Source organism: Pseudomonas sp. IT-P253, from assembly GCF_949768125.1.
GTDB lineage: Bacteria > Pseudomonadota > Gammaproteobacteria > Pseudomonadales > Pseudomonadaceae > Aquipseudomonas.
Window position 1 is genome coordinate 22,501 of record NZ_CATKPT010000032.1, and the last position, 21,374, is coordinate 43,874.

Genomic DNA, 21,374 nt, shown 5'->3' on the forward strand with positions numbered 1-21,374 from the left:
AAAGTGTTTTCATCCCTGCCTGAAATGGAACGAGGTCAGCAGTGAGCATTGTTGTCTCGCGTTACCGGTGGCTCAGCCTTGCTGCATGCGGTGCAAACGACAGTAATGCTCGGCTTGCTGGGCTAGCAGTTCGGTATGTGAGCCCTGTTCAACGATTTGCCCTCGATCCACAACCAGGATGCGATTGGCTTCACGCACGGCTGATAGACGGTGAGCAATGATGATCACGCTGCGCCCTCGGCAAATGGTTTGCATGTTCTGCTGGATGATTCGCTCCGATTCGTAATCAAGAGCGCTGGTGGCTTCATCGAAGATGAGAATGCGCGGATTGCCTATCAATGCCCGAGCGATGGCCACGCGTTGGCGCTGCCCACCGGAAAGTGAAGCTCCGTGCTCACCAACGACGGTGTCGTAGCCTTCTGGCAACTCCAAGATAAATTCATGAGCTCCCGCCATTCGAGCGGCGTCGATCACAGAATCGAGGGGAGCTCCCGGCTCAGTCAGAGCAATATTTTCGCGAATACTGCGGTTAAACAACATGCTGTCCTGCAAAACCACCCCAATCTGTCGACGTAGCGATGAAACATCAGCCAGCGCCAAATCCATACCATCGACTAGTACCCGGCCACGCTCAGGGACGTACAGCCGTTGTAGAAGGCGGGTCAATGTACTTTTTCCTGAGCCAGACCGACCGACGACGCCAATGACTTCACCGGCTTCAATACGTAGACTCACCCCGCGCAAAACTTCCGAGCCATCGGTGCGATAACGGAAATGCACCTGATCGAACTCTATACGGCCCTTAAGCGGCGGCAGCGTGCTGCGTGTGCCCTTGGACAGCTCGGTGGGAGTATTGAGAATATCGCCCAGACGTTGAACCGAAACACCGGTTTGCTGGAAACTGGTCCAAAGCTGCGCCAAGCGCATGATCGGTTGTGATACCCGACCGGCAAGCATGTTGAACGCTATCAACTCACCCACCGACAGTTGCCCACCAATGACTAGTTGAGCTCCCAGCCAAAGGGTCGCCACAGTGACCAGTTTGCCAATCAGTGACACGCATTCATTGGCGATGGTGGACAGATTCTGGGTCTTGAAGCAGGCCGCGACGTAGGCCGCTAACTGGTTATCCCAGTGGCGCAGCACCTGAGGTTCGACGGCCATTGACTTGAGAGTATCGATACCGTTCACCGTCTCAACCAGAAACGCCTGGTTTTCCGCACCGCGAGCAAAACTGTCTTGTAGTCTCGCTCTCAGCAGCGGCGTGATACACATGGATACCAGTACATATAGCGGCAATGACAAGAGCACGATCAAGGTCAACCAGCCGCTGTAGCAATACATCACGACGATGAAAACCACTGAAAAGAGTACGTCCAACAGCAACGTAATTGCATTGCCTGTGAGAAAGCTGCGGATGTTTTCCAGTTCGCGCACACGCGCCACCGAGTCACCGACACGCCGAGCCTGGAAATAGGCCAAAGGTAACTTGATCAGATGGTGGAAAAGGCGAGAACCCAGCTCCACGTCAATGCGACTGGTGGTATGGGCAAATACGTAGCTGCGCAAACTGCTGAGAGCCGTCTCGAAAATCATCACGGCCAGCAAGCCAGAGGCGATGACATCCAGGGTGCTCAAGCCGTGATGCACCAGCACTTTGTCCATGACGACTTGGAAGAATAGCGGCGTCACCAAGGCGAACAGTTGCAGCACAAAAGAGACCAGCATGATCTCGCTGAGCAGCGAGCGATATTTGATGATGGCCGGAATGAACCAGGAGAAATCAAAGCGCGAGATCTCCCCGGGATTTGCCGATTCGGAACGCACCAACAACAAGCACCCCGCCCATCGTGCATCGAGTTGATCCAGGTCGATCACTTCGGGTCGGCTGGAGCGGGGGTCTTGTATTAGCGCTTTACCGTCTTCAAACTTGGCAATAATAAAGAAAGAGCCATCACGATCCGTGGCAATGGCAGGTAGCGGGGTACGATCCAAACGAGAAAGTACCGTTTGCACCCACTTAGCCTTGAGACCTAACTTACGCGCCGACAAGAGCAACTCAGCTTGCCCGAACGCTGTAGCGGATAACTGGTGGTAAAGTTGCTCGATCGACGCCACCACATTGTAAAATCGGGCCAGCATGACTAAACACGCAACACCAGTGTCGATCTCCGCAAGAGAATCTGGCGATTCAGTCTTTTCTTCTTCGTTCATGAGACATCCTGGTCAATCGAAATAAAACACTAAATAATGCTGATAAAAAACAGCCAACGACCGATTCAGGCCAAAAATGCTAGAAACTGTCAGGAGGAAGAAAATCTCGTTCAAAATCATAATTTCTTGACAAATAAACATTCAGATTCATTAAATCGGCCGAATTCAAAATACCGGCCACCTGTTTTAATTTAAGGGTATTTAGAATGTAGTCATAGCGCGCATTGTTGTACTCTCGGACGACGTTATAGAGTTGGCGCTGCGCATTAAGAACATCCGAGAAATTTCGAAAACCCATCTTCCACCCAACGTTGTTTGCCTCTACTGACGCTCGACTAGACTGGATGGTCTGGCGTCTCGCTTTCACCTGTTCAATATCTGAATTAACAGTGCGATGCAGATTTCGAGTGGCCACTACTGTTTCACGAAGCTGGTCTTCTTTATCATATTGGATTTGCGTCAATTGCTCGCTCGCTTCGCGTACTTGGGAGCGAACCATACCGCCCGAATACAAGGGGATGTTGAGTTCAAGCGCAATACTGCGCTGGGTAATATCATCCCGATAGTTAGCGCCAGCCATGGCTTCACTGTTACCTCTGCGATAGGAGACAACTGCATCGAGGGTGGGGGCGAACCCAGCCTTGCGTTGCAACAGGGTGTGTTCCGCCGCCACTACCGAATATTGACTGGCTTGTAAAGCTAGGTTTTGTTGTACCGCCTGGTTTACCCAGGCGTCTGCTTCCTTGGGTTCTGGCGCCAAAACAGGCAACTGATGCTGAATACCTTCGATTGTCGAATAGTGTTTGTTTGTTAGGCGAGACAAGTATTCGAACGCATCATTCACCTTGCGCTCTGCTAACTTCCGGTTTGCGTTGGCGTTATCGTAAGCCGCTGTAGCATCCAGAACGTCGTTGATACTCGCAGCACCGCTCGCAAGTCGTCCTTGGGCCTGCTGTTGTTGACCATGGAGGGCTGTTTCTTCAGCCTTTGACGCTGCCACCATATCCAGCGATCGGAGGGTATCAAAATAATTTTGCGCCACAGTGAGGATCAATAATTGTTCTTTTGCCAGAAGCTCAAATTGCTCTTTAGTCACACTGGCTTTTGAGGCGTCCAGTTGAAACCAGCGATCCGCGCGAAACAAGGGCTGAATTAAGTTGGCCTGGAATATCGAATTAGTGTGGGAGCTACTTGAATTTGAACTCTCTTGCGTCACGGCAGCGGATCGTACCGAGGAATTCAAGATTGGTAATAATCCAGCGCGAGCCTGGGGGATCTTTTCTTTGAAGGATTCATAGCGATGCCTGGCGGCTAATAGCTGGGCATCATTCACCAGCGCTTCTTCATAGATCCCCAGCAGAGTTGCGCGCCCAGCATCGACATTCGCAAAAACTAACGACGGCAATATCAACAGGACGACAAACAAAATCATTTCCGTGAGTACAATTAAAATTGTCCACGGCGACAAATATGAATCCAAACTATTAATAACCAACCGCATATTTTCACTCTTCAAAGCCAAAGTAATATCCAAGCTTTTTCCGCTCGTTCGAAAAGACGTATTTTGTCTAACGAGAACATTACCCGCGCAGCAATATAAATATCAGTTGCCGATTTCCGATAAATCGGTAATCCCTGTCCGATGCTGAGCGAACAAAAATTCAATTCGGCGTCGGAAAAGGCCGCATATGGATTTCTCCCACAGATCTAAATAATGCGGACTACATGAAAGGCAAGCTCACACAGCAGAAATCACCGTTCCGGTACCTGCTGAAACCCAAAGCTGGCGGCATTGCGTTTGTGCTGGATGCGATGGGTGAGCAGTTGGAGTCCATCGTCAACGTGACCATTCACTACCCGGGCGGGCGTCCGGGGTATTGGGATTTGCTCTGTGGGAACGTTGCGGACGTGGTGGTGCATTTTCAGGAGCTGAAGATTCCGCCGCAGTTCATCGGCAAGAACTACGACCAAGATGGGGAGTATCGATTGCAGTTTCAGGGGTGGATCAATCAGTTGTGGGAAGACAAGGATGCGCTGCTGGGGCAGATGCATCGGGAGTATCCCGCGAAATAATCAGGCGTCTGTCCGGGCCTCTTCGCAGGCAAGCCTCGCTCCTACGAGATTCGGGTGGTCGCGATATGTGGTACGACGCAAATCCGTAGGAGCGAGGCTTGCCCGCGAAGGCGCCCGATCAGACATAAAAAACCCGCCTATGATCACTCATCGGCGGGTTTTTCATGTGCAGCTAACGCTTAGATCGCGCCACGCTGACGCAGCAGATCCAGCACTTGCTTCACGCTTTCTTCCAGTGACAGCGACTGGGTATCGACCACGAGGTCGGCATCCAGCGGCACGTCGTACGCGAAGGATTCACCCGGAATGTTATCGCCGCCAGCGGCGTACAAACCTTGCGGATCACGCTCGGCACAGACCGTCGGCGAGGCCTGGACGTAGACCGTCAGCAGACGCTCCTTGCCGATCAGCTCCCTGGCCTGCTCACGACCAGCAGCACTCGGCGCAACGAAGGCTGCCAGCGTCAGCAGACCGGCTTCGTTGAACTGACGCGCCACGTGCGCGGCACGACTCCAGTTCTCGGTACGCCCGGCGCGATCCTGTGGCAGACCTTTGTTCAGATCGTGACGCAGGTTCTGGCCATCGAGTACGAACACCGCACGGCCCATGTCGAACAGCTTGCGTTCAACGGCATAGGCCAGCGTACTTTTGCCTGCGCCCGACAAGCCGCTGAACAACACGGTGGCCGGCTGCTGGCCGAAGCGCTGTGCGCGTTCTTCGGTGGCAACGTGCGCCAGTTTGCCGTGGTGCGTGCTGCTGCCATGCGCCAACGGCTGGGCGATGATCATGCCGGCGGCGACAGTGCCGTTGGTCAAGCGATCGATGACGATAAACGAACCGGTGGTGCGGTTACTGTCGTAACCGTCCAGCGCGATGGCCGCGTCGAGGCTGACCTTGACCCGACCGATCTCGTTCAGCTGCAGGGAGCTGGCCGGACCTTCTTCCAGGGTGTTCACGTCCACGCGGTTGACGATGCTGGTGATCGAACCCGGCACATAAGTCGTAGCGCGTTTGATGTCGTATTTCTTGCCCGGCAGCATCGGTTCCTCGGCCATCCACACCAGCATGGCGTCGAAAGCGTCAGTCACCTGCGGCTGATTGTCGGCGTGCACCAGCAAGTCGCCGCGCGAGATGTCGATCTCGTCTTCCATGGTCAGCGTCACCGCTTGACCTGGACCGGCGTGCTCCAGCTCACCTTCGAAAGTAACGATGGATTTCACGCGGCTGCTTTTACCCGACGGCAGCACAACGACTTCGTCGCCCTTGTGCACGATGCCGCTGGCCAGAGTACCGGCGAAGCCACGGAAGTTCAGGTTCGGACGGTTGACGTACTGCACCGGGAAACGCAGGTCGGTGTAGTTGCGGTCGTTGGCGATCTCGACGGTCTCGAGAATTTCCATCAGCGACTGGCCGGTGTACCACGGCGAGCGCTCGGACTTGTTCACCACGTTGTCGCCCTTCAGCGCCGACATTGGCACGAAAGCCATGGTGGTCGGCTTGAACGCGATGCCTTCGGCGAACTTCAGGTAATCGGCCTTGATCGACTCGAACACGGTTTCATCGAAGCCGTTGAGGTCCATCTTGTTGATGGCGACCACGATGTGTTTGATACCCAGCAACGAGGCGATGAAGCTGTGGCGACGGGTCTGGGTCTGCACGCCATAGCGGGCGTCGACGAGGATGATCGCCAGGTCACAGGTGGACGCACCGGTGGCCATGTTGCGGGTGTACTGCTCATGGCCAGGGGTGTCGGCGATGATGAATTTACGCTTGGCGGTGGAGAAATAGCGGTACGCGACGTCGATGGTGATGCCTTGCTCGCGCTCGGCCTGCAGGCCGTCGACCAGCAACGCCAGATCGATGTCTTCGCCGGTGGTGCCGACTTTTTTCGAGTCGCGGGTAATGGCTTCCAGGTGATCTTCGTAGATCATTTTGGAATCGTGCAGCAGGCGCCCGATCAGGGTGCTCTTGCCGTCATCGACGTTGCCACAGGTCAGAAAGCGCAGCATTTCCTTGCGTTCGTGCTGGCCCAGGTAGGCGAGGATGTCCTCGCTGATCAAATCAGATACGTGCGACATGACAACCCCTTAGAAATAACCCTGACGTTTCTTTTCTTCCATCGAGCCTGCGCCATCGTGGTCGATGACCCGGCCCTGGCGTTCGGAAGTTCGCGTCAGGAGCATTTCCTGAATGATGTCGGTCAGGCTGGTGGCCTCGGACTCGACCGCACCGGTCAGCGGGTAGTCGCCGAGCGTACGGAAGCGGACCTTCTTCTTGACGATGCGTGCCTTGTCTTCATCGCTCAAGTGATTGAGCAGGCGTTCGTCGTCGATCATGATCCAGGTGCCATTCATCTCGATGACGTCGCGCTCGGCGGCGAAGTACAGCGGCACAATCGGGATGCCTTCGAGGTAGATGTACTGCCAGATATCCAGTTCGGTCCAGTTCGACAAAGGGAATACGCGGATCGATTCGCCCTTGTTGACGTTGCCGTTGTAGACGTTCCACAGTTCTGGACGCTGGTTCTTCGGGTCCCAGCGGTGCTTGGTGTCGCGGAAGGAGTACACGCGCTCTTTGGCACGGGATTTCTCTTCGTCGCGACGGGCACCACCGAACGCGGCATCGAAGCCGTACTTGTCGAGGGCCTGCTTGAGGCCTTCGGTTTTCATGATGTCGGTATGCTTGGCGCTACCGTGGGTCAGCGGGTTGATCCCCTGCGCGACGCCTTCAGGGTTGACGTGTACCAGCAGGTCCAGGCCGAGTTCTTCGACCATGCGGTCGCGGAACGTGTACATCTCCTTGAACTTCCACTGGGTGTCGACGTGCATTACCGGGAACGGCAGTTTGCCCGGGAAGAACGCCTTGCGCGCAAGGTGCAGCATCACGGCGGAGTCTTTACCGACGGAGTACAGCATCACCGGGTTATCGAACTCGGCGGCGACCTCGCGGATGATGTGGATGCTTTCGGCCTCCAGCTGTTTCAGATGCGTCAGTTTGTCGACCATGGCTACTCACGAAAACGATCTTATGGACGGCCAGCGGGCCGTGTTCGAGCGAGGAATCCTAGCACAGCGACCTCTTCTAATCAGGCCACCAGCTAGATCGAAAGGGTATATGAATATACCCCCTCGTTTGGGCTACGCGGACCTCTGTAGGAGCGAGGCTTGCCCGCGAAGAACTAAAACGAGGTGTACCTGACGCACCGCGTTATCGTTCTTCGCGGGCAAGCCTCGCTCCTACTGGGATGAACGGAATCAGATAGGATTCTGACAATCGATGAAGATGTGCTCAAGGGCGAAACGTCGCGCCAGGTAATCGCCCAAGGCCTGGACCCCGTAGCGCTCGGTGGCATGGTGGCCGGCAGCGATGAAGCTGATGTCGTTTTCCCGGGCGCTGTGGAAGGTTTGCTCGGAAGCTTCACCGCTGAGGTACAGGTCGACGCCGGCCAGCACAGCCTGATCGATGTAACCCTGGCCGCCACCGGTGCACCAGCCGACCCGGCGAATCATCTTGCTGCCTTCGATCAGCAAGGGCTCGCGGCCTATGACTTCCTGCACGCGGCGGGCGAAATCCCGAGGCGTCATTGGCTCACTCAGCGAGCCGACCAGGCCAACGACCTTCAGATTGTCCGGATCAAGCGGACCTTCGACGGTGATGTCCAGCTGACGCGCCAGCTGCACGTTATTGCCGACTTCCGGGTGCAGATCCAGCGGTAAGTGGTAAGACAGCAGGCTGATGTCATGCTTGAGCAAGGTTTTCAGTCGACGCTGCTTCATGCCGGTGATGCATGGGTTCTCGCCTTTCCAGAAGTAGCCGTGATGCACCAGCACCAGGTCGGCCTCGGCTTCCACCGCCGCATCGAGCAAGGCCTGGCTGGCGGTTACGCCGCTGACGATGCGCATGACCTGGGGCCCGCCTTCGACCTGCAAGCCGTTGGGGCAATAATCGGCAATCTTTGCACTACTCAGGTATCGGTCGGCTTCTTCGACCAGGGTGCTCAGGGCGACGGCCATAAAAGACTCCTAAATATCCCGTTCAGAGGCACGCGCGGCCTCGTATAATGCGCAACATTATGGGCGGTCTCATACCGCCCGCAACCTCTCAGGACGTGCTTAATGCTCAAAGCGCTGCGTTTTTCCGGCTGGCCGCTGTTGGCTGGCGTGCTTATCGCTCTGTTGATCATCCAGCGTTACCCGCAATGGGTCGGGCTCCCGAACCTCGACGTCAATCTGCAGCAAGCCCCGCAAACCACCAGCGTGCAGCAGGGGCCTGTGTCCTACGCCGATGCCGTCACCATCGCCGCGCCGGCGGTGGTCAACCTGTACACCACCAAAGTCATCAACAAACCGAACCATCCGCTGTTCGAAGATCCGCAGTTCCGCCGTTTCTTCGGCGACAACTCGCCCAAGCAGAAGCGCATGGAGTCGAGCCTGGGTTCCGGTGTGATCATGAGCCCGGAAGGTTACTTGCTGACCAACAACCACGTCACCAGTGGCGCCGACCAGATCGTGGTCGCACTCAAGGACGGCCGCGAAACCCTGGCCCGAGTAATCGGCAGCGATCCGGAAACCGATCTCGCGGTCCTGAAGATCGATCTGAAAAACCTGCCATCGATTACTGTTGGCCGCTCCGACAACATCCGCATCGGCGACGTGGCGCTGGCCATCGGCAACCCGTTCGGCGTCGGCCAGACCGTCACCATGGGCATCATCAGCGCCACCGGGCGCAATCAGCTGGGCCTGAACAACTACGAAGACTTCATCCAGACCGACGCCGCGATCAACCCCGGTAACTCCGGTGGTGCACTGGTGGACGCCAACGGCAACCTGACCGGTATCAACACCGCGATCTTCTCCAAATCCGGCGGCTCACAGGGCATCGGTTTCGCGATCCCGATCAAGCTCGCCATGGAAGTCATGAAATCGATCATTGAGCACGGCCAGGTGATTCGCGGCTGGCTCGGTATCGAAGTGCAACCGCTGACTCAGGAACTGGCGGAGTCCTACGGTCTGTCAGGGCGCCCGGGTATTGTGGTGGCGGGAATTTTCCGCGATGGTCCGGCGCAGAAGGCCGGCCTGCAACTGGGCGACGTGATCCTCAGCATCGATGGCGAACCGGCCAGTGATGGTCGGCGCTCGATGAACCAGGTCGCGCGGATCAAACCGACTGACAACGTCACGGTCCAGGTGATGCGCAACGGCAAGGAACTCAAGCTAACCGCCGAAATCGGTTTGCGCCCGCCACCGGCACCGGTCAAAGAAGTAGAGTAATCAGCCAACACAAACCCGTAGGAGCGAGGCTTGCCCGCGAAGAACGATGACTCGGTATCCCTGATGTACCGAGTTATCGTTCTTCGCGGGCAAGCCTCGCTCCTACGGGTTTAGCGGTGATTAGAGGTCGCCGAGGGCGTCGATCAGCGCCTGATTCTGCTCTGGCGTCCCCATTGAAATCCTCAGGAACTGGGCAATCCGCTCCTGCTTGAAGTGCCGAACGATCACACCCTGCTCGCGTAACTTCGCCGCCAGCCCTGCCGCATCGTGTTTCGGATGACGGGCGAAAATGAAGTTTGCCGCCGACGGCAGCACCTCAAAACCCTTTGCCTCGAGCTGACCGACCACCTTGTCACGACTTTCGATAACCAAACGGCAGGTCTTGTCGAAGTACTCGCGATCCTCGAACGCTGCCGCCGCGCCGACGATCGCCAAGCGATCGAGTGGATAGGAGTTGAAGCTGTTCTTGATCCGTTCCAGCGCCTCGATCAGGTCCGGATGCCCCACCGCCAAACCAACCCGCAGGCCGGCCAGTGAACGGGACTTGGACAGGGTCTGGGTCACCAGCAGGTTCGGATAACGGTCCACCAGGCTGATCGCGGTCTCACCGCCAAAGTCGATGTAAGCCTCATCGACCACGACCACCGAATCCGGGCTGGCCTTGAGGATTTGCTCAACAGCGTCCAGCGCCAGCAGGCAACCAGTCGGTGCGTTCGGATTAGGGAAGATGATCCCGCCGTTCGGCTTGGCGTAGTCCGCCGGGTTGATCCGGAACTGCTCGTCCAGCGGCACCGCGTCGAAGGCGATGCCGTACAACCCGCAGTACACCGGGTAGAAGCTGTAGCTGATGTCCGGGAACAGCAGCGGCTGATCGTGTTGCAGCAAACCGTGAAAGATGTGCGCCAGGACTTCATCGGAACCGTTGCCGAGAAACACCTGATTGCTCTGCACGCCGTAGTACTTGGCGACTGCTTGCTTGAGCAGGTCGCTGTTCGGGTCTGGGTACAGGCGCAGGTTGTCGTTCAGTTCGGTCTGCATCGCCGCCAAGGCTTTTGGCGAGGGGCCGTACGGGTTTTCATTAGTGTTGAGCTTCACCAGTTTGGTCAGCTTCGGCTGCTCGCCCGGCACGTAAGGCACCAGATCCTTGACGAACGGGCTCCAGAATTTACTCATGCTCAGTTCCCCTGCCCTTGTAGAAAGTCTTCGTCAACAATGCGGTATTCGGCACTGCGCGCGTGGGCAGTCAGTGACTCGCCACGGGCCAGCACGGAAGCGGTCTTGCCCAGTTCGGACGCCCCCTGCTCGGAGCAGAAGATGATCGACGAGCGTTTTTGGAAGTCGTACACGCCCAGCGGCGAGGAAAACCGTGCGGTGCCGGACGTCGGCAACACGTGGTTCGGGCCGGCGCAGTAGTCGCCCAGCGCTTCGGACGTGTGACGGCCCATGAAAATCGCGCCAGCGTGACGGATCTGCGGCAGCCAGGCTTGCGGATCGGCGACCGACAATTCCAGGTGCTCCGGTGCGATGCGGTTGGCAACTTCGATGGCTTGCGCCATGTCGCGGACTTCAATCAGCGCACCACGGCCATTAATCGAGGTTTCGATGATGTCGGCGCGCTCCATGGTCGGCAGCAGTTTGGCGATGCTGGCTGCGACCTTGTCGAGGAATTCGGCGTCGGGGCTCACCAGAATCGCCTGGGCATCTTCGTCGTGCTCGGCCTGGGAGAACAGGTCCATGGCGATCCAGTCCGGATCGGTCTGGCCGTCGCACACCACGAGGATTTCCGACGGGCCGGCAATCATGTCGATGCCGACCTGGCCAAATACATGACGCTTGGCGGTGGCGACATAGATGTTGCCCGGCCCCACCACTTTGTCGACTTTCGGCACGCTTTCGGTACCGTAAGCCAATGCAGCAACGGCCTGCGCGCCACCAATGGTGAATACGCGATCGACGCCGGCGATGCAGGCCGCGGCCAGCACCAGTTCGTTGATTTCACCGCGTGGCGTCGGCACGACCATGACAACTTCCGTCACGCCAGCCACTTTGGCTGGAATCGCGTTCATCAACACCGAGGAAGGATAAGACGCTTTACCACCCGGCACGTAAAGGCCGGCGCGATCCAGTGGCGTGACCTTCTGGCCCAGCACCGTGCCGTCGGCTTCGGTGTAGCTCCAGGAGTCCTGCTTCTGTTTCTCGTGATAGCTGCGCACGCGGGCGGCGGCTTTTTCCAGCGCTTCACGCTGGGGCACAGTGATCCGCGTCAAGGCCAGTTCCAGGCGTTCGCGCGGCAGAATCAGGTCAGCCATCGAGGCGACCTGCAGGCCGTCGAACTTCTGGGTGAATTCCACCAGCGCCGCATCGCCACGTTCGCGCACGGCCTTGATGATGTCCAGCACCCGCTGATTGACCGAGTCGTCAGACACACTTTCCCAGCTCAGCAGATGATCCAGATGATGCGCGAAATCCGGGTCAGCAGCGTTGAGTCGGCGAATTGCAGTCAGTGCGGTCATAGCGAGAGCCTCATAGGTTGGCAAAAACTCAGGTACCCGAAGCTACAGTTCGATCCGCTTGGGCACCCGAGAATTCTGGCTATGAGGCGGATAGACGGGCGCGACTTAACGTCGCGCAGGTGAATCAGCCGCGGTGTCGAGACTCCACTGCCTTGCGCAGGGTGTCGATCAACGCCTGGATACGGGCGTGCTGCATTTTCATCGAAGCTTTGTTCACGATCAGCCGGGAGCTGATGTCTGCAATGAAATCCTGGGGCTCCAGGCCATTGGCGCGCAAGGTATTGCCGGTGTCGACCACGTCGATGATCTTGTCGGCCAGACCGATCAACGGCGCCAGTTCCATCGAGCCGTAAAGCTTGATGATGTCGACCTGGCGACCCTGCTCGGCGTAATAGCGCTTGGCAACGTTGACGAACTTGGTCGCCACCCGCAGGCGGCCCTTGGGCTCGACATCGCCGACACGACCTGCGGTCATCAGCTTGCAGAGCGCAATTCGCAGGTCCAGAGGCTCGTACAAGCCCTGGCCACCGTATTCCATCAGCACATCTTTACCGGCGACGCCCAGGTCGGCGGCACCATGCTCGACGTAAGTCGGCACATCGGTAGCGCGCACGATCAGCAGGCGCACATCGGCCTGAGTCGTGGGGATGATCAGCTTGCGGCTCTTGTCCGGATTCTCGGTCGGCACGATACCCGCTTCAGCCAGAAGCGGCAGGGTGTCGTCAAGGATGCGGCCCTTGGACAGTGCGATGGTCAACATGGGGAACGTCAGTCCTTATCAAGGTACTTATGCCCGGTCGCAAACGGCGCCGGACACACATCGAGCCGGCAACCGGCTCGACATCAACAAATCAACGGGCGCGTCCCTGCGCCCATGAAGCAGAAACTAGCCCGGTACGCGGCGGATCTTGGCGCCGAGCATCTGCAGTTTCTCTTCGATGCACTCGTAACCACGGTCGATGTGGTAGATGCGATCGATCAGCGTGTCGCCTTCAGCAATCAGGGCCGAGATGACCAGGCTGGCCGAGGCACGCAGGTCGGTGGCCATGACTGGCGCGCCCTTGAGCTTTTCAGTACCGGTCACGATGGCGGTGTTGCCTTCGACCTGGATCTTGGCGCCCATGCGGTGCAGTTCGTAAACGTGCATGAAGCGGTTTTCGAAGATCGTCTCGATCACGGCACCAGTGCCTTCGGCAATGGCGTTGAGGGAGATGAACTGCGCCTGCATGTCGGTCGGGAACGCCGGGTACGGAGCGGTACGGATGTTGACGGCTTTTGGCCGCTTGCCGTGCATGTTCAGCTCGATCCAGTCGTCACCGCAGGTGATTTCGGCACCGGCTTCCTTGAGCTTTTCCAGAACGGCTTCAAGGATGGTCGGATCGGTGTCCTTGACCTTTACACGACCGCCGGTTACGGCTGCCGCTACCAGGTAGGTGCCGGTTTCGATACGGTCAGGCATCACTTTGTAAGTGGTCGGGTGCAGGCGCTCGACGCCATCGATGGTGATGGTGTCGGTACCGGCGCCGGTAATCTTGGCGCCCATGGCGATCAGGAAGTTCGCCAGGTCGATGACTTCAGGCTCGCGCGCGGCGTTAGCCAATACGCTGCGGCCCTTGGCCAGAGCGGCGGCCATCATGATGTTTTCGGTACCGGTCACACTGACGGTGTCGAAGAAGAAATGCGCACCGCGCAAGCCGCCTTCCGGCGCCTTGGCCTTGATGTAGCCGCCTTCAACGTCGATGACCGCGCCCATGGCTTCGAGGCCACGGATGTGCAGGTCAACTGGACGCGAACCGATGGCGCAACCGCCAGGCAGTGCGACTTCGGCTTCGCCGAAACGGGCGACCATCGGGCCCAGTACCAGAATCGACGCACGCATGGTTTTAACCAGTTCGTACGGAGCGATCAGGGTCTTGATGGTACGCGGATCGATTTCGACGCTGAGTTTCTCGTCGATCACCGGCTCGATGCCCATGCGACCGAACAGCTCGATCATGGTGGTGATGTCGTGCAGGTGCGGCAGGTTGGCAACAGTCACCGGGCCATCGCACAGCAAGGTGGCAGCCAGGATCGGCAGGGCAGAGTTCTTTGCCCCGGAGATGCGGATCTCGCCATCAAGGCGAGCGCCACCGGTAATAATCAATTTATCCATAAGAATCTCGACGCCCTTGGGCTCAGGTGCGCTCGGCCCAGGCCGCGCTGCTGAAAAATTTCATAGTGACCGCATGGATGCTGCCATCGGTGATCCATGGGTTCAAATGGGCATAGACCTGCTGCTGACGCTTCACCGGGCTCAACGCCGCCAGTTCATCGCTAATCACGTTCAGCTGGAAGTTGCAGCCTTCGCCTTCAACTTCCACCTTTGTATTCGACAGCTTTCCTTCAAGGAAGCTCTTTACTTCGGTGGCCTGCATGCTCAACCTCAATCGGCGCCTTGTGCGCGCGGGTCGGACATCATACAAAAAAGCCCCGCGCCTGCGAACCCCGCGAAGCAGGACTCTGACGGGGGGCTTATTTATAGATGCGGTTAGGGATGCGCCAACAGCTCGGTCAATTCGCTGACCTGAGCAATTTCACGCATGTCTTCTGGCATCCCACGGATGCTCAACGCCTTGCCGGCCTCTTGCGCATCTCGCATGAAGCACAACAGCAGCGACAAGCCGACACTGCTGGACTTCAACACCGCCGAACAATCGACGACCACTTCGTCAGCCTTGCTCGACTTGATCAGCGCCTGCCCTTGCTTGCGCAGGCCCGGGCCGGTGCGGTAATCCAGCATGCCGCTAAGACGCAGTTCGCCGGATTCGCTCATGCGAATGGCCGACACACTCATTGTGCTTGTTTCCCAGCGGCATCCGGGGCTTTTTCCTTGGCCTTGGCGACTTCCCCGGCCCAACCATTGATGGTCTTGTCCAGGTCGTTGCCATTGCGTTGCATTGCATCAGCGAACTGATCGCGGAACAGCTTGCCAACGTTGATGCCATTGATGATTACGTTGCGCAGCTTCCACTCGCCATTGATCTTTTCGAGCGTGTAGGAAACAGGATAGATCGCACCGTTGGTGCCTTTGACCGTCATGCCAACGCTGGTACGGTCGCCGGACTCATCCTTGGCAGGGTCAACAGTGATGCCCTGGTTGTTGTACTCGAGCAAGGCATTGCCATAGAACTGGAACAGACCTTTTTTGAAGTTTTCTTCAAAGGTCTTCATTTGCGCGGGGGTGGCTTTGCGCGAGTATTTGACCGTCATGATGCTTTTGGAAATGCCCTCGGCATCCACCACAGGTCCGACGATGGTGTTCAGCGCCGTATAGAAGTCTTGCGGATCCTGCTTGTACTTCTCTTTATTGGCCGACAGATCGGCAAGCATCCGGTTGGTGGTGTCCTGCACGATTTCGTGCGCGGAAGGTGCCGCCACGGCGTTAGCCATCACCGGCAGGACCGTGAGCAACACCAACAGGCCACGTCGCAAGGTAGAGATCATTCAAAAGCTCCTCATTTGGCGTCTTTGCTAACGGTATTGAGCAGGAATTTACCGATCAGGTCTTCGAGCACCAGCGACGACTGGGTGTCGTGGATGGTCCCACCATCCTTGAGCAAGGTTTCTTCCCCGCCCACACTGATGCCGATGTACTTCTCGCCCAACAGGCCTGCGGTCAGGATAGATGCAGTGGAGTCCGTCGGCAGATTATCGACGCGCTTTTCCAGCTGCATGGTCACTCGACCGGTGAAACTGTCGCGATCCAGATCGATCGCCGTCACCTTGCCGATGGTCACACCGGCCATGGTTACTTTAGCTCTGACCGTCAAACCGGCGATATTGTCGAAGTATGCATAAAGTTTATAGGTGTCGGTGGTAGGGCTCGGGGACAGGCCACTTACCCGCAACGCCAGCAACAACAAAGCCAGGATGCCAGCCAGCAAGAAAAGGCCGACACCGATTTCCAGGGTGCGGTTTTGCATCAGAAATCTCCAAACATCAAGGCGGTCAAAATAAAGTCCAGGCCGAGTACAGCCAAAGAGGCATACACCACGGTCTTGGTAGTGGCACGACTGATCCCCTCGGAAGTGGGTTCGCAGTCATAGCCTTGGAATACGGCAATCCAGGTCACGACGAAGGCGAAAACGATGCTCTTGATGATGCCGTTGAGCACATCGTCAGAAAACGTCACGCTGTTTTGCATGTTCGACCAGTATGAGCCTTCATAGACACCCAGCCAGTCGACAGCCACCCAGGAACCACCCCAGATACCCACCACGCTGAAAATCATCGCCAGCACCGGCAGGGAAATGAAGCCCGCCCACAGGCGCGGGGCAATGATGTACTTGAGCGGGTCGACACCAATCATTTCCAGACTGGACAACTGCTCGGTGGACTTCATGTTGCCGATTTCAGCGGTCAGCGCGGAACCCGCGCGCCCGGCAAACAACAACGCGGTGACCACGGGGCCCAACTCTCGCAGCAGTGTCAGCGCAACCATCTGCCCGACTGCCTGCTCGGAACCGTAGCTGGACAGGATGTTGAACCCTTGCAGCGCCAGCACCATCCCGATGAATACCCCGGAGACCACGATGATCACCAGCGACATCACGCCGACCGAATGCAGCTGTTTGATCAGAAGACCAAAACCGCCGCCGATGCCTCCCCGGCCGAACAAGGCATGAAACAGGAAAATTGCCGAGCGCCCGAACACCGCCATCGTTTCGATGCCAGCGTGGCCGAGCCGGCGTACTCGTTCTATTAGTGAAATCTTGCGCATCAGCGCTTCCCCAGAAGATCTGCGCGGTAATCCGTCGCTGGAAAGTGATAGGGGACCGGACCGTCGGGGTCGCCTGTCATGAATTGACGGATACGCGGCTCATTCGAGTTCATCAGCTCGTCAGGCGTGCCCTTCCCCAACACCTGTCCGTCGCCCACCACGTAAATGTAATCGGCAATGCTCGCGGTTTCGGCCAGGTCGTGGGAGACCACGATGCTGGTGATGCCCAACGCATCGTTGAGCAGGCGGATCAGGCGCACCAACACGCCCATGGCGATGGGGTCCTGGCCCACAAAGGGCTCGTCATACATGAGAATCTGCGGATCGAGGGCAATCGCCCGCGCCAGCGCGACGCGACGCTTCATGCCGCCGGACAGTTCGTCTGGCATCAGGTCGATGGCACCACGCAGGCCCACGGCCTGTAATTTGAGCAGGACAATATCCCGGATCATTTCTTCCGGAAGCTCGGTATGAACGCGCAGTGGAAAGGCGACGTTCTCGAACACATCGAGATCGGTAAACAGCGCGCCACTCTGAAACAGCACACCCATGTGCTTGCGCGCGTCGAACAAATCGCTGCGCGACAGTTTCGGCAGGTTTTGACCGTTGACCCAGACCTCGCCCTTGGTCGGACGCAATTGTGCGCCCATCAAACGCAACAGCGTGGTCTTGCCACACCCGGAAGGCCCCATGATGCCGGTGACCTTGCCGCGCGGAATACGGATATCGACGTTATTGAAAATGCTGCGCGCACCGCGCTTGAAGGTCAGTCCCTTCAGCTCGACCGCGTAGGCGTTATCGGCACTCATCTAAACTCCTTGCGATGCAGCCTCTCACTCGGACGCCTGACTTTCTGGCGAAAGCACATACCTCCTGGGCGGGCCGAACTGGCGGCGAACTATATCACTGCACAGGCCAAGCGCCAAAGGCCCAAGCCGGGGCATATTCAGCAACGTGACAGACAAAACGCTTCATTTAGAGGGTTTCGGTAACCGGGAATGACAATGCGCGACGAACTAGCGTGAGGGTTTCCATCATTACCGCTATAATCGCCGCCTTTTCATCAGGCTATACGATTTCTGACATGAGCCAATCCAGCGACCTGATTCAATCCGCCCAACGCACCATCCGCCTCGAACTGGAAGCCGTACAAGGCTTGCTACCCCATATCGACGCGGATTTCGTACGCGCTTGCGAGATGATTCTGGCCAGCAAAGGCCGAGTGGTTGTGGTTGGCATGGGCAAATCGGGGCACATCGGCAACAAGATCGCCGCGACCCTGGCCAGCACCGGCACCACGGCGTTCTTCGTGCATCCAGCCGAAGCCAGCCACGGTGACATGGGCATGATTACCCGCGACGACATCATCCTCGCGCTGTCGAACTCCGGTTCCACCAATGAAATCATCACCCTGCTACCGCTGATCAAGCGCCTGGGCATTCAATTGATCAGCGTGACCGGCAATCCTGACTCTGCGCTGGCCAAGGCGGCCGAGGTCAACTTGAACGTTCACGTCGAGCACGAAGCTTGCCCGCTGAACCTCGCACCGACCTCGTCGACCACCGCGGCACTGGTCATGGGCGACGCCCTGGCCGTGGCGCTGCTGGAAGCCCGCGGCTTTACCGCGGAAGATTTCGCGTTCTCCCACCCTGGCGGCGCACTTGGCCGACGCCTGTTGCTGAAAGTGGAAAACGTCATGCACGCCGGACAAGAACTGCCGCAAGTACAGCGCGGCACCCTGCTCAAGGACGCGCTGATGGAAATGACCCGCAAGGGCCTGGGCATGACCGTCATCCTGGAAGCCGACGGCAAACTCGCCGGGATCTTCACGGACGGCGATTTGCGTCGCACGCTGGACCGCAGCATCGACATCCACAGCGCAACGATTGACCAGGTCATGACCGCCCACGGCAAGACCGCTCGTGCCGAGATGCTTGCCGCCGAGGCGCTGAAAATCATGGAAGACCATAAAATCAACGCACTGGTCGTGGTCGACAGCGAAGATCGCCCGGTCGGCGCCTTGAACATGCACGATTTGCTGCGCGCAGGAGTAATGTAATGAGCCAGGATCTGCTGCAACGCGGCAAACACATCAAACTGGCGGTGTTCGACGTCGACGGCGTACTGACTGACGGGCGCCTGTACTTCCTTGAAGACGGCAGCGAATTCAAGACGTTCAACACCCTCGATGGCCAAGGCATCAAGATGTTGATGGCAGCTGGCGTGCAGACCGCTATCATTAGCGGTCGCAAGACCCCGGTAGTCGAACGGCGAGCGAAGAACCTCGGCATTCCCCACCTGTATCAGGGCCGCGAAGACAAACTGGTGGTGCTCGACGAACTGCTGGCCCAACTCAACCTGAGCTATGAACAAGTCGCTTACCTCGGCGATGATCTGCCAGACCTGCCAGTCATTCGCCGCGTCGGCCTGGGCATGGCGGTGGCCAATGCCGCCACTTTTGTACGCGAACACGCCCACGGCATCACCCAGGCCCGCGGCGGCGAGGGTGCCGCTCGCGAATTCTGCGAATTGATCCTGCGCGCCCAGGGCCGCCTCGATGCGGCCAACGCTGCGTACCTGTGAGCCAACTATGCTGAGCAAGAAATTTCGCAACACCCTGATGTTCAGTTGCATCGCAGCGATCTTTGCAGCGGCCGGCTACTGGAACATCAGTCCGGAACGTTTCCTCGACAAGCCGGTGGCAAAGGTCGATGAAAGTGCGATCGACTATTACGCGACCAATGCCCACAGCGTGCAGTACCTGCCGGACGGTAAGCTGCAATACGAAATGACGTCCGACAAGGTCGAACACCTGAAAGCGACCGAGGTGACGTTGCTGACCAACCCCGACGTGAACATGTACCGTGGCACCGAGTTCCCGTGGCACGTCCAGAGCGAGCGCGGCGAAGTCAATCCGGACGGCACTCAGGTCGAACTGATTGACTCGGTGCGCATTACGCGTTTCGACGAGAAGAACCGCAAGACCCTGATTACCAGCACCCGCATGACCGTGTTCCCGCAACAGCAATATGCGCAGACCGAGCAACCCGTTAGAATCGACGGCGCTGGCGGTGTATCGACTGGCAAGGGAATGAAAGCGTATTTGAAAGAAAGCAGGATACACCTGCTATCGAACGTAAGAGGACAGTATGAGGCTCGTTAAAACTCTCCCTATTTTGCTCTGTCTGAGCGCAGCACTGGGAAGCGTGAGCGCCTGGGCTCTGCCGAACGATCAAGAGCAGCCTATCCGCATTCAGGCCGATGATGCCCAACTGGACGACAAGAATGGCGTCGCCACCTATAAAGGCGACGTGATCATTACCCAGGGCTCGATGAAGGTTACCGGCAACACCGTGACCATCACCCGCACGCCCACTGGCGATATCGACGTGGTGACTTCGGTGGGCAACCTCGCCTACTTCGAGCAACTGCAAACCCAGGGCGACAGCAAGCCTGTTCAGGGTTGGGGGGTGACTGTCCAGTACCACGCCTCGCAAAACCGTGTCGTGCTGATCGATAAGGCAAAAGTTATCGACAAGGACAACAACGTCACCCAAGGCGAGAAAATCGTCTACGACACCGTCAAGAAGCTAGCCAGCGCCGGTCGCGCCACAGGCAACAAGGTCACCGAGGCGCGTCCGCGCATTGACATGGTGATCCAGCCGAAGAAGAAAACCGACGAGCAAAAGGCCCCGTAATGGCAACTCTGAAAGCTCAGCATCTGGCCAAGAGCTACAAGAGCCGCCAGGTCGTGCGTGACGTCAGCCTGTCCATCGACAGCGGTCAGATCGTCGGCCTGCTGGGCCCCAACGGTGCCGGCAAGACCACCTGTTTCTACATGATCGTTGGCTTGGTACAGGCCGATCAGGGGCGCGTACTGATCGACGATCTGGACGTCAGCCACCAGCCCATGCACGGTCGCGCCAAAGCGGGTATCGGCTATCTTCCGCAAGAAGCGTCGATCTTCCGCAAACTCTCGGTTGCAGACAACATCATGGCCATCCTCGAGACCCGCAAGGAACTCGACAAGGCCGGTCGCCGCAAGGAACTGGAAAGCCTGCTGCAGGAATTCCACATCAGCCACATCCGCGACAGCCTCGGCATGAGCCTGTCGGGCGGCGAACGCCGCCGCGTGGAAATCGCCCGGGCACTGGCCACCAACCCGAAATTCATCCTGCTCGATGAACCCTTCGCCGGCGTGGACCCGATTTCGGTGGGCGATATCAAGCAGATCATTTACCACCTCAAGGCCAAAGGCATTGGCGTGCTGATCACTGACCACAACGTGCGCGAAACCCTCGATATCTGCGAAACCGCCTACATCGTCAACGATGGTCAACTGATCGCCGAAGGCGACTCCGCCACCATCCTGGCCAACGACCTGGTCAAGGAAGTGTATCTGGGCCATGAGTTCCGCCTGTAAGCACTGAGGTGTCTGGCTAGTCGGCAGAGCGCTCGTCTCGATAAAAAATCAATAGTTTTTTATTGTTACAGCGCTCTAGGCAAAGGCTGCAGTTTCGGGCATATAATTTGCTTATGTTTGGC

At 57.7% G+C, this 21,374-nt stretch carries 21 protein-coding genes and 1 pseudogene; 7 read left to right on the forward strand and 15 right to left on the reverse strand.

Annotation, left to right across the window (positions count from 1 at the left end):
- Positions 1–72: 72 nt before the first annotated feature.
- Entirely contained in the window at positions 73–2,214 is a 2,142-nt protein-coding gene (locus tag ACM6IR_RS17160) for a type I secretion system permease/ATPase (protein WP_414908806.1), read from the reverse strand.
- Positions 2,215–2,293: 79 nt separating this feature from the next.
- Positions 2,294–3,748 carry a TolC family outer membrane protein gene (locus ACM6IR_RS17165; protein ID WP_414908807.1) on the reverse strand — a complete coding sequence of 485 codons (1,455 nt, stop codon included), beginning with the start codon at positions 3,746–3,748 and terminating at the stop codon, positions 2,294–2,296.
- Positions 3,749–3,945: 197 nt separating this feature from the next.
- On the opposite strand from ACM6IR_RS17165, the pseudogene ACM6IR_RS17170 reads away from it, so the two are divergent.
- A pseudogene (locus ACM6IR_RS17170) lies at positions 3,946–4,287 on the forward strand (acyltransferase); the annotation flags it as partial.
- A 179-nt stretch (positions 4,288–4,466) separates the two neighbouring features.
- Here the strand turns inward: ACM6IR_RS17170 and cysN are convergent.
- The 3 genes from cysN to ACM6IR_RS17185 all read right to left on the reverse strand — a co-directional run bounded on the left by cysN (position 4,467) and on the right by ACM6IR_RS17185 (position 8,300).
- Positions 4,467–6,365 (reverse strand): sulfate adenylyltransferase subunit CysN, encoded by a 1,899-nt coding sequence (cysN, locus tag ACM6IR_RS17175; protein ID WP_414908808.1) that lies wholly within the window; start codon positions 6,363–6,365, stop codon positions 4,467–4,469.
- A gap of 9 nt (positions 6,366–6,374) precedes the next feature.
- On the reverse strand, positions 6,375–7,292 hold the full coding sequence (gene cysD, locus ACM6IR_RS17180) for a sulfate adenylyltransferase subunit CysD (protein ID WP_414908809.1): 918 nt from the start codon (positions 7,290–7,292) through the stop codon (positions 6,375–6,377).
- 249 nt (positions 7,293–7,541) lie between these two features.
- The gene (locus tag ACM6IR_RS17185; RefSeq protein WP_414908810.1) at positions 7,542–8,300 is read right to left on the reverse strand and encodes a Nif3-like dinuclear metal center hexameric protein; all 759 of its coding nucleotides are present in this window, start codon (positions 8,298–8,300) and stop codon (positions 7,542–7,544) included.
- 102 nt (positions 8,301–8,402) lie between these two features.
- Here ACM6IR_RS17185 and algW point away from each other — a divergent pair, with 102 nt between their 5' ends.
- Positions 8,403–9,557, forward strand: a complete 1,155-nt coding sequence (gene algW / locus ACM6IR_RS17190; protein ID WP_414908811.1) for a Do family serine endopeptidase AlgW — start codon at positions 8,403–8,405, stop codon at positions 9,555–9,557.
- 120 nt (positions 9,558–9,677) lie between these two features.
- Here the strand turns inward: algW and hisC are convergent, their stop codons facing one another.
- From hisC to ACM6IR_RS17240, 10 genes are all read right to left on the reverse strand, one after another.
- Entirely contained in the window at positions 9,678–10,730 is a 1,053-nt protein-coding gene (gene hisC, locus ACM6IR_RS17195) for a histidinol-phosphate transaminase (RefSeq protein WP_414908812.1), read from the reverse strand.
- A 2-nt stretch (positions 10,731–10,732) separates the two neighbouring features.
- A complete protein-coding gene (hisD, locus tag ACM6IR_RS17200; protein WP_414908813.1) occupies positions 10,733–12,070 on the reverse strand; it encodes a histidinol dehydrogenase in 1,338 nt (445 codons plus the stop codon).
- A gap of 124 nt (positions 12,071–12,194) precedes the next feature.
- Positions 12,195–12,830 (reverse strand): ATP phosphoribosyltransferase, encoded by a 636-nt coding sequence (gene hisG, locus ACM6IR_RS17205; protein ID WP_007901570.1) that lies wholly within the window; start codon positions 12,828–12,830, stop codon positions 12,195–12,197.
- Positions 12,831–12,956: 126 nt separating this feature from the next.
- Positions 12,957–14,222, reverse strand: coding sequence for a UDP-N-acetylglucosamine 1-carboxyvinyltransferase (gene murA, locus ACM6IR_RS17210; RefSeq protein WP_414908814.1), 1,266 nt, complete (start codon positions 14,220–14,222; stop codon positions 12,957–12,959).
- 22 nt (positions 14,223–14,244) lie between these two features.
- Positions 14,245–14,484, reverse strand: a complete 240-nt coding sequence (locus ACM6IR_RS17215) for a BolA family protein (RefSeq protein ID WP_414908815.1) — start codon at positions 14,482–14,484, stop codon at positions 14,245–14,247.
- A 113-nt stretch (positions 14,485–14,597) separates the two neighbouring features.
- Positions 14,598–14,903: an STAS domain-containing protein gene (locus ACM6IR_RS17220; protein ID WP_414908816.1), complete on the reverse strand. Its 306-nt coding sequence runs from the start codon at positions 14,901–14,903 to the stop codon at positions 14,598–14,600.
- Positions 14,900–15,553 carry an MlaC/ttg2D family ABC transporter substrate-binding protein gene (locus tag ACM6IR_RS17225; RefSeq protein WP_414908817.1) on the reverse strand — a complete coding sequence of 218 codons (654 nt, stop codon included), beginning with the start codon at positions 15,551–15,553 and terminating at the stop codon, positions 14,900–14,902. Before ACM6IR_RS17225 ends, ACM6IR_RS17220 begins: the two co-directional genes overlap by 4 nt.
- An 11-nt stretch (positions 15,554–15,564) precedes the next feature.
- On the reverse strand, positions 15,565–16,032 hold the full coding sequence (gene mlaD / locus ACM6IR_RS17230; RefSeq protein WP_414908818.1) for an outer membrane lipid asymmetry maintenance protein MlaD: 468 nt from the start codon (positions 16,030–16,032) through the stop codon (positions 15,565–15,567).
- Positions 16,032–16,829 (reverse strand): lipid asymmetry maintenance ABC transporter permease subunit MlaE, encoded by a 798-nt coding sequence (gene mlaE / locus ACM6IR_RS17235; RefSeq protein WP_414908819.1) that lies wholly within the window; start codon positions 16,827–16,829, stop codon positions 16,032–16,034. Before mlaE ends, mlaD begins: the two co-directional genes overlap by 1 nt.
- Positions 16,829–17,638: an ATP-binding cassette domain-containing protein gene (locus tag ACM6IR_RS17240; RefSeq protein ID WP_414908820.1), complete on the reverse strand. Its 810-nt coding sequence runs from the start codon at positions 17,636–17,638 to the stop codon at positions 16,829–16,831. The genes mlaE and ACM6IR_RS17240 overlap by 1 nt, the downstream gene beginning before the upstream one ends.
- Before the next feature lie 275 nt (positions 17,639–17,913).
- On the opposite strand from ACM6IR_RS17240, the gene ACM6IR_RS17245 reads away from it, so the two are divergent.
- The 5 genes from ACM6IR_RS17245 to lptB are packed head-to-tail and all read left to right on the forward strand — an operon-like array spanning position 17,914 to position 21,252.
- Positions 17,914–18,888, forward strand: coding sequence for a KpsF/GutQ family sugar-phosphate isomerase (locus ACM6IR_RS17245; protein ID WP_414908821.1), 975 nt, complete (start codon positions 17,914–17,916; stop codon positions 18,886–18,888).
- On the forward strand, positions 18,888–19,412 hold the full coding sequence (locus tag ACM6IR_RS17250) for a KdsC family phosphatase (protein WP_414908822.1): 525 nt from the start codon (positions 18,888–18,890) through the stop codon (positions 19,410–19,412). The genes ACM6IR_RS17245 and ACM6IR_RS17250 overlap by 1 nt, the downstream gene beginning before the upstream one ends.
- Positions 19,413–19,419: 7 nt before the next feature.
- A complete protein-coding gene (gene lptC, locus ACM6IR_RS17255; protein ID WP_414908823.1) occupies positions 19,420–19,992 on the forward strand; it encodes an LPS export ABC transporter periplasmic protein LptC in 573 nt (190 codons plus the stop codon).
- A complete protein-coding gene (lptA, locus tag ACM6IR_RS17260; protein ID WP_414908824.1) occupies positions 19,979–20,527 on the forward strand; it encodes a lipopolysaccharide transport periplasmic protein LptA in 549 nt (182 codons plus the stop codon). Before lptC ends, lptA begins: the two co-directional genes overlap by 14 nt.
- Positions 20,527–21,252, forward strand: coding sequence for an LPS export ABC transporter ATP-binding protein (gene lptB / locus ACM6IR_RS17265; protein ID WP_414908825.1), 726 nt, complete (start codon positions 20,527–20,529; stop codon positions 21,250–21,252). Before lptA ends, lptB begins: the two co-directional genes overlap by 1 nt.
- The last annotated feature ends 122 nt before the right edge of the window (positions 21,253–21,374 follow it).

Excerpts from the sequence above, each read along its gene's own strand:
- ACM6IR_RS17160 (WP_414908806.1), bottom strand. The coding sequence starts at position 2,214 with ATGAACGAAGAAGAAAAGACTGAATCGCCAGATTCTCTTGCGGAGATC.
- cysN (WP_414908808.1), bottom strand. The coding sequence starts at position 6,365 with ATGTCGCACGTATCTGATTTGATCAGCGAGGACATCCTCGCCTACCTG.
- cysD (WP_414908809.1), bottom strand. The coding sequence starts at position 7,292 with ATGGTCGACAAACTGACGCATCTGAAACAGCTGGAGGCCGAAAGCATC.
- ACM6IR_RS17185 (WP_414908810.1), bottom strand. The coding sequence starts at position 8,300 with ATGGCCGTCGCCCTGAGCACCCTGGTCGAAGAAGCCGACCGATACCTG.
- algW (WP_414908811.1), top strand. The coding sequence starts at position 8,403 with ATGCTCAAAGCGCTGCGTTTTTCCGGCTGGCCGCTGTTGGCTGGCGTG.
- hisC (WP_414908812.1), bottom strand. The coding sequence starts at position 10,730 with ATGAGTAAATTCTGGAGCCCGTTCGTCAAGGATCTGGTGCCTTACGTG.
- hisD (WP_414908813.1), bottom strand. The coding sequence starts at position 12,070 with ATGACCGCACTGACTGCAATTCGCCGACTCAACGCTGCTGACCCGGAT.
- hisG (WP_007901570.1), bottom strand. The coding sequence starts at position 12,830 with ATGTTGACCATCGCACTGTCCAAGGGCCGCATCCTTGACGACACCCTG.
- murA (WP_414908814.1), bottom strand. The coding sequence starts at position 14,222 with ATGGATAAATTGATTATTACCGGTGGCGCTCGCCTTGATGGCGAGATC.
- ACM6IR_RS17215 (WP_414908815.1), bottom strand. The coding sequence starts at position 14,484 with ATGCAGGCCACCGAAGTAAAGAGCTTCCTTGAAGGAAAGCTGTCGAAT.
- ACM6IR_RS17220 (WP_414908816.1), bottom strand. The coding sequence starts at position 14,903 with ATGAGTGTGTCGGCCATTCGCATGAGCGAATCCGGCGAACTGCGTCTT.
- ACM6IR_RS17225 (WP_414908817.1), bottom strand. The coding sequence starts at position 15,553 with ATGATCTCTACCTTGCGACGTGGCCTGTTGGTGTTGCTCACGGTCCTG.
- mlaD (WP_414908818.1), bottom strand. The coding sequence starts at position 16,032 with ATGCAAAACCGCACCCTGGAAATCGGTGTCGGCCTTTTCTTGCTGGCT.
- mlaE (WP_414908819.1), bottom strand. The coding sequence starts at position 16,829 with ATGCGCAAGATTTCACTAATAGAACGAGTACGCCGGCTCGGCCACGCT.
- ACM6IR_RS17240 (WP_414908820.1), bottom strand. The coding sequence starts at position 17,638 with ATGAGTGCCGATAACGCCTACGCGGTCGAGCTGAAGGGACTGACCTTC.
- ACM6IR_RS17245 (WP_414908821.1), top strand. The coding sequence starts at position 17,914 with ATGAGCCAATCCAGCGACCTGATTCAATCCGCCCAACGCACCATCCGC.
- ACM6IR_RS17250 (WP_414908822.1), top strand. The coding sequence starts at position 18,888 with ATGAGCCAGGATCTGCTGCAACGCGGCAAACACATCAAACTGGCGGTG.
- lptC (WP_414908823.1), top strand. The coding sequence starts at position 19,420 with ATGCTGAGCAAGAAATTTCGCAACACCCTGATGTTCAGTTGCATCGCA.
- lptA (WP_414908824.1), top strand. The coding sequence starts at position 19,979 with ATGAGGCTCGTTAAAACTCTCCCTATTTTGCTCTGTCTGAGCGCAGCA.
- lptB (WP_414908825.1), top strand. The coding sequence starts at position 20,527 with ATGGCAACTCTGAAAGCTCAGCATCTGGCCAAGAGCTACAAGAGCCGC.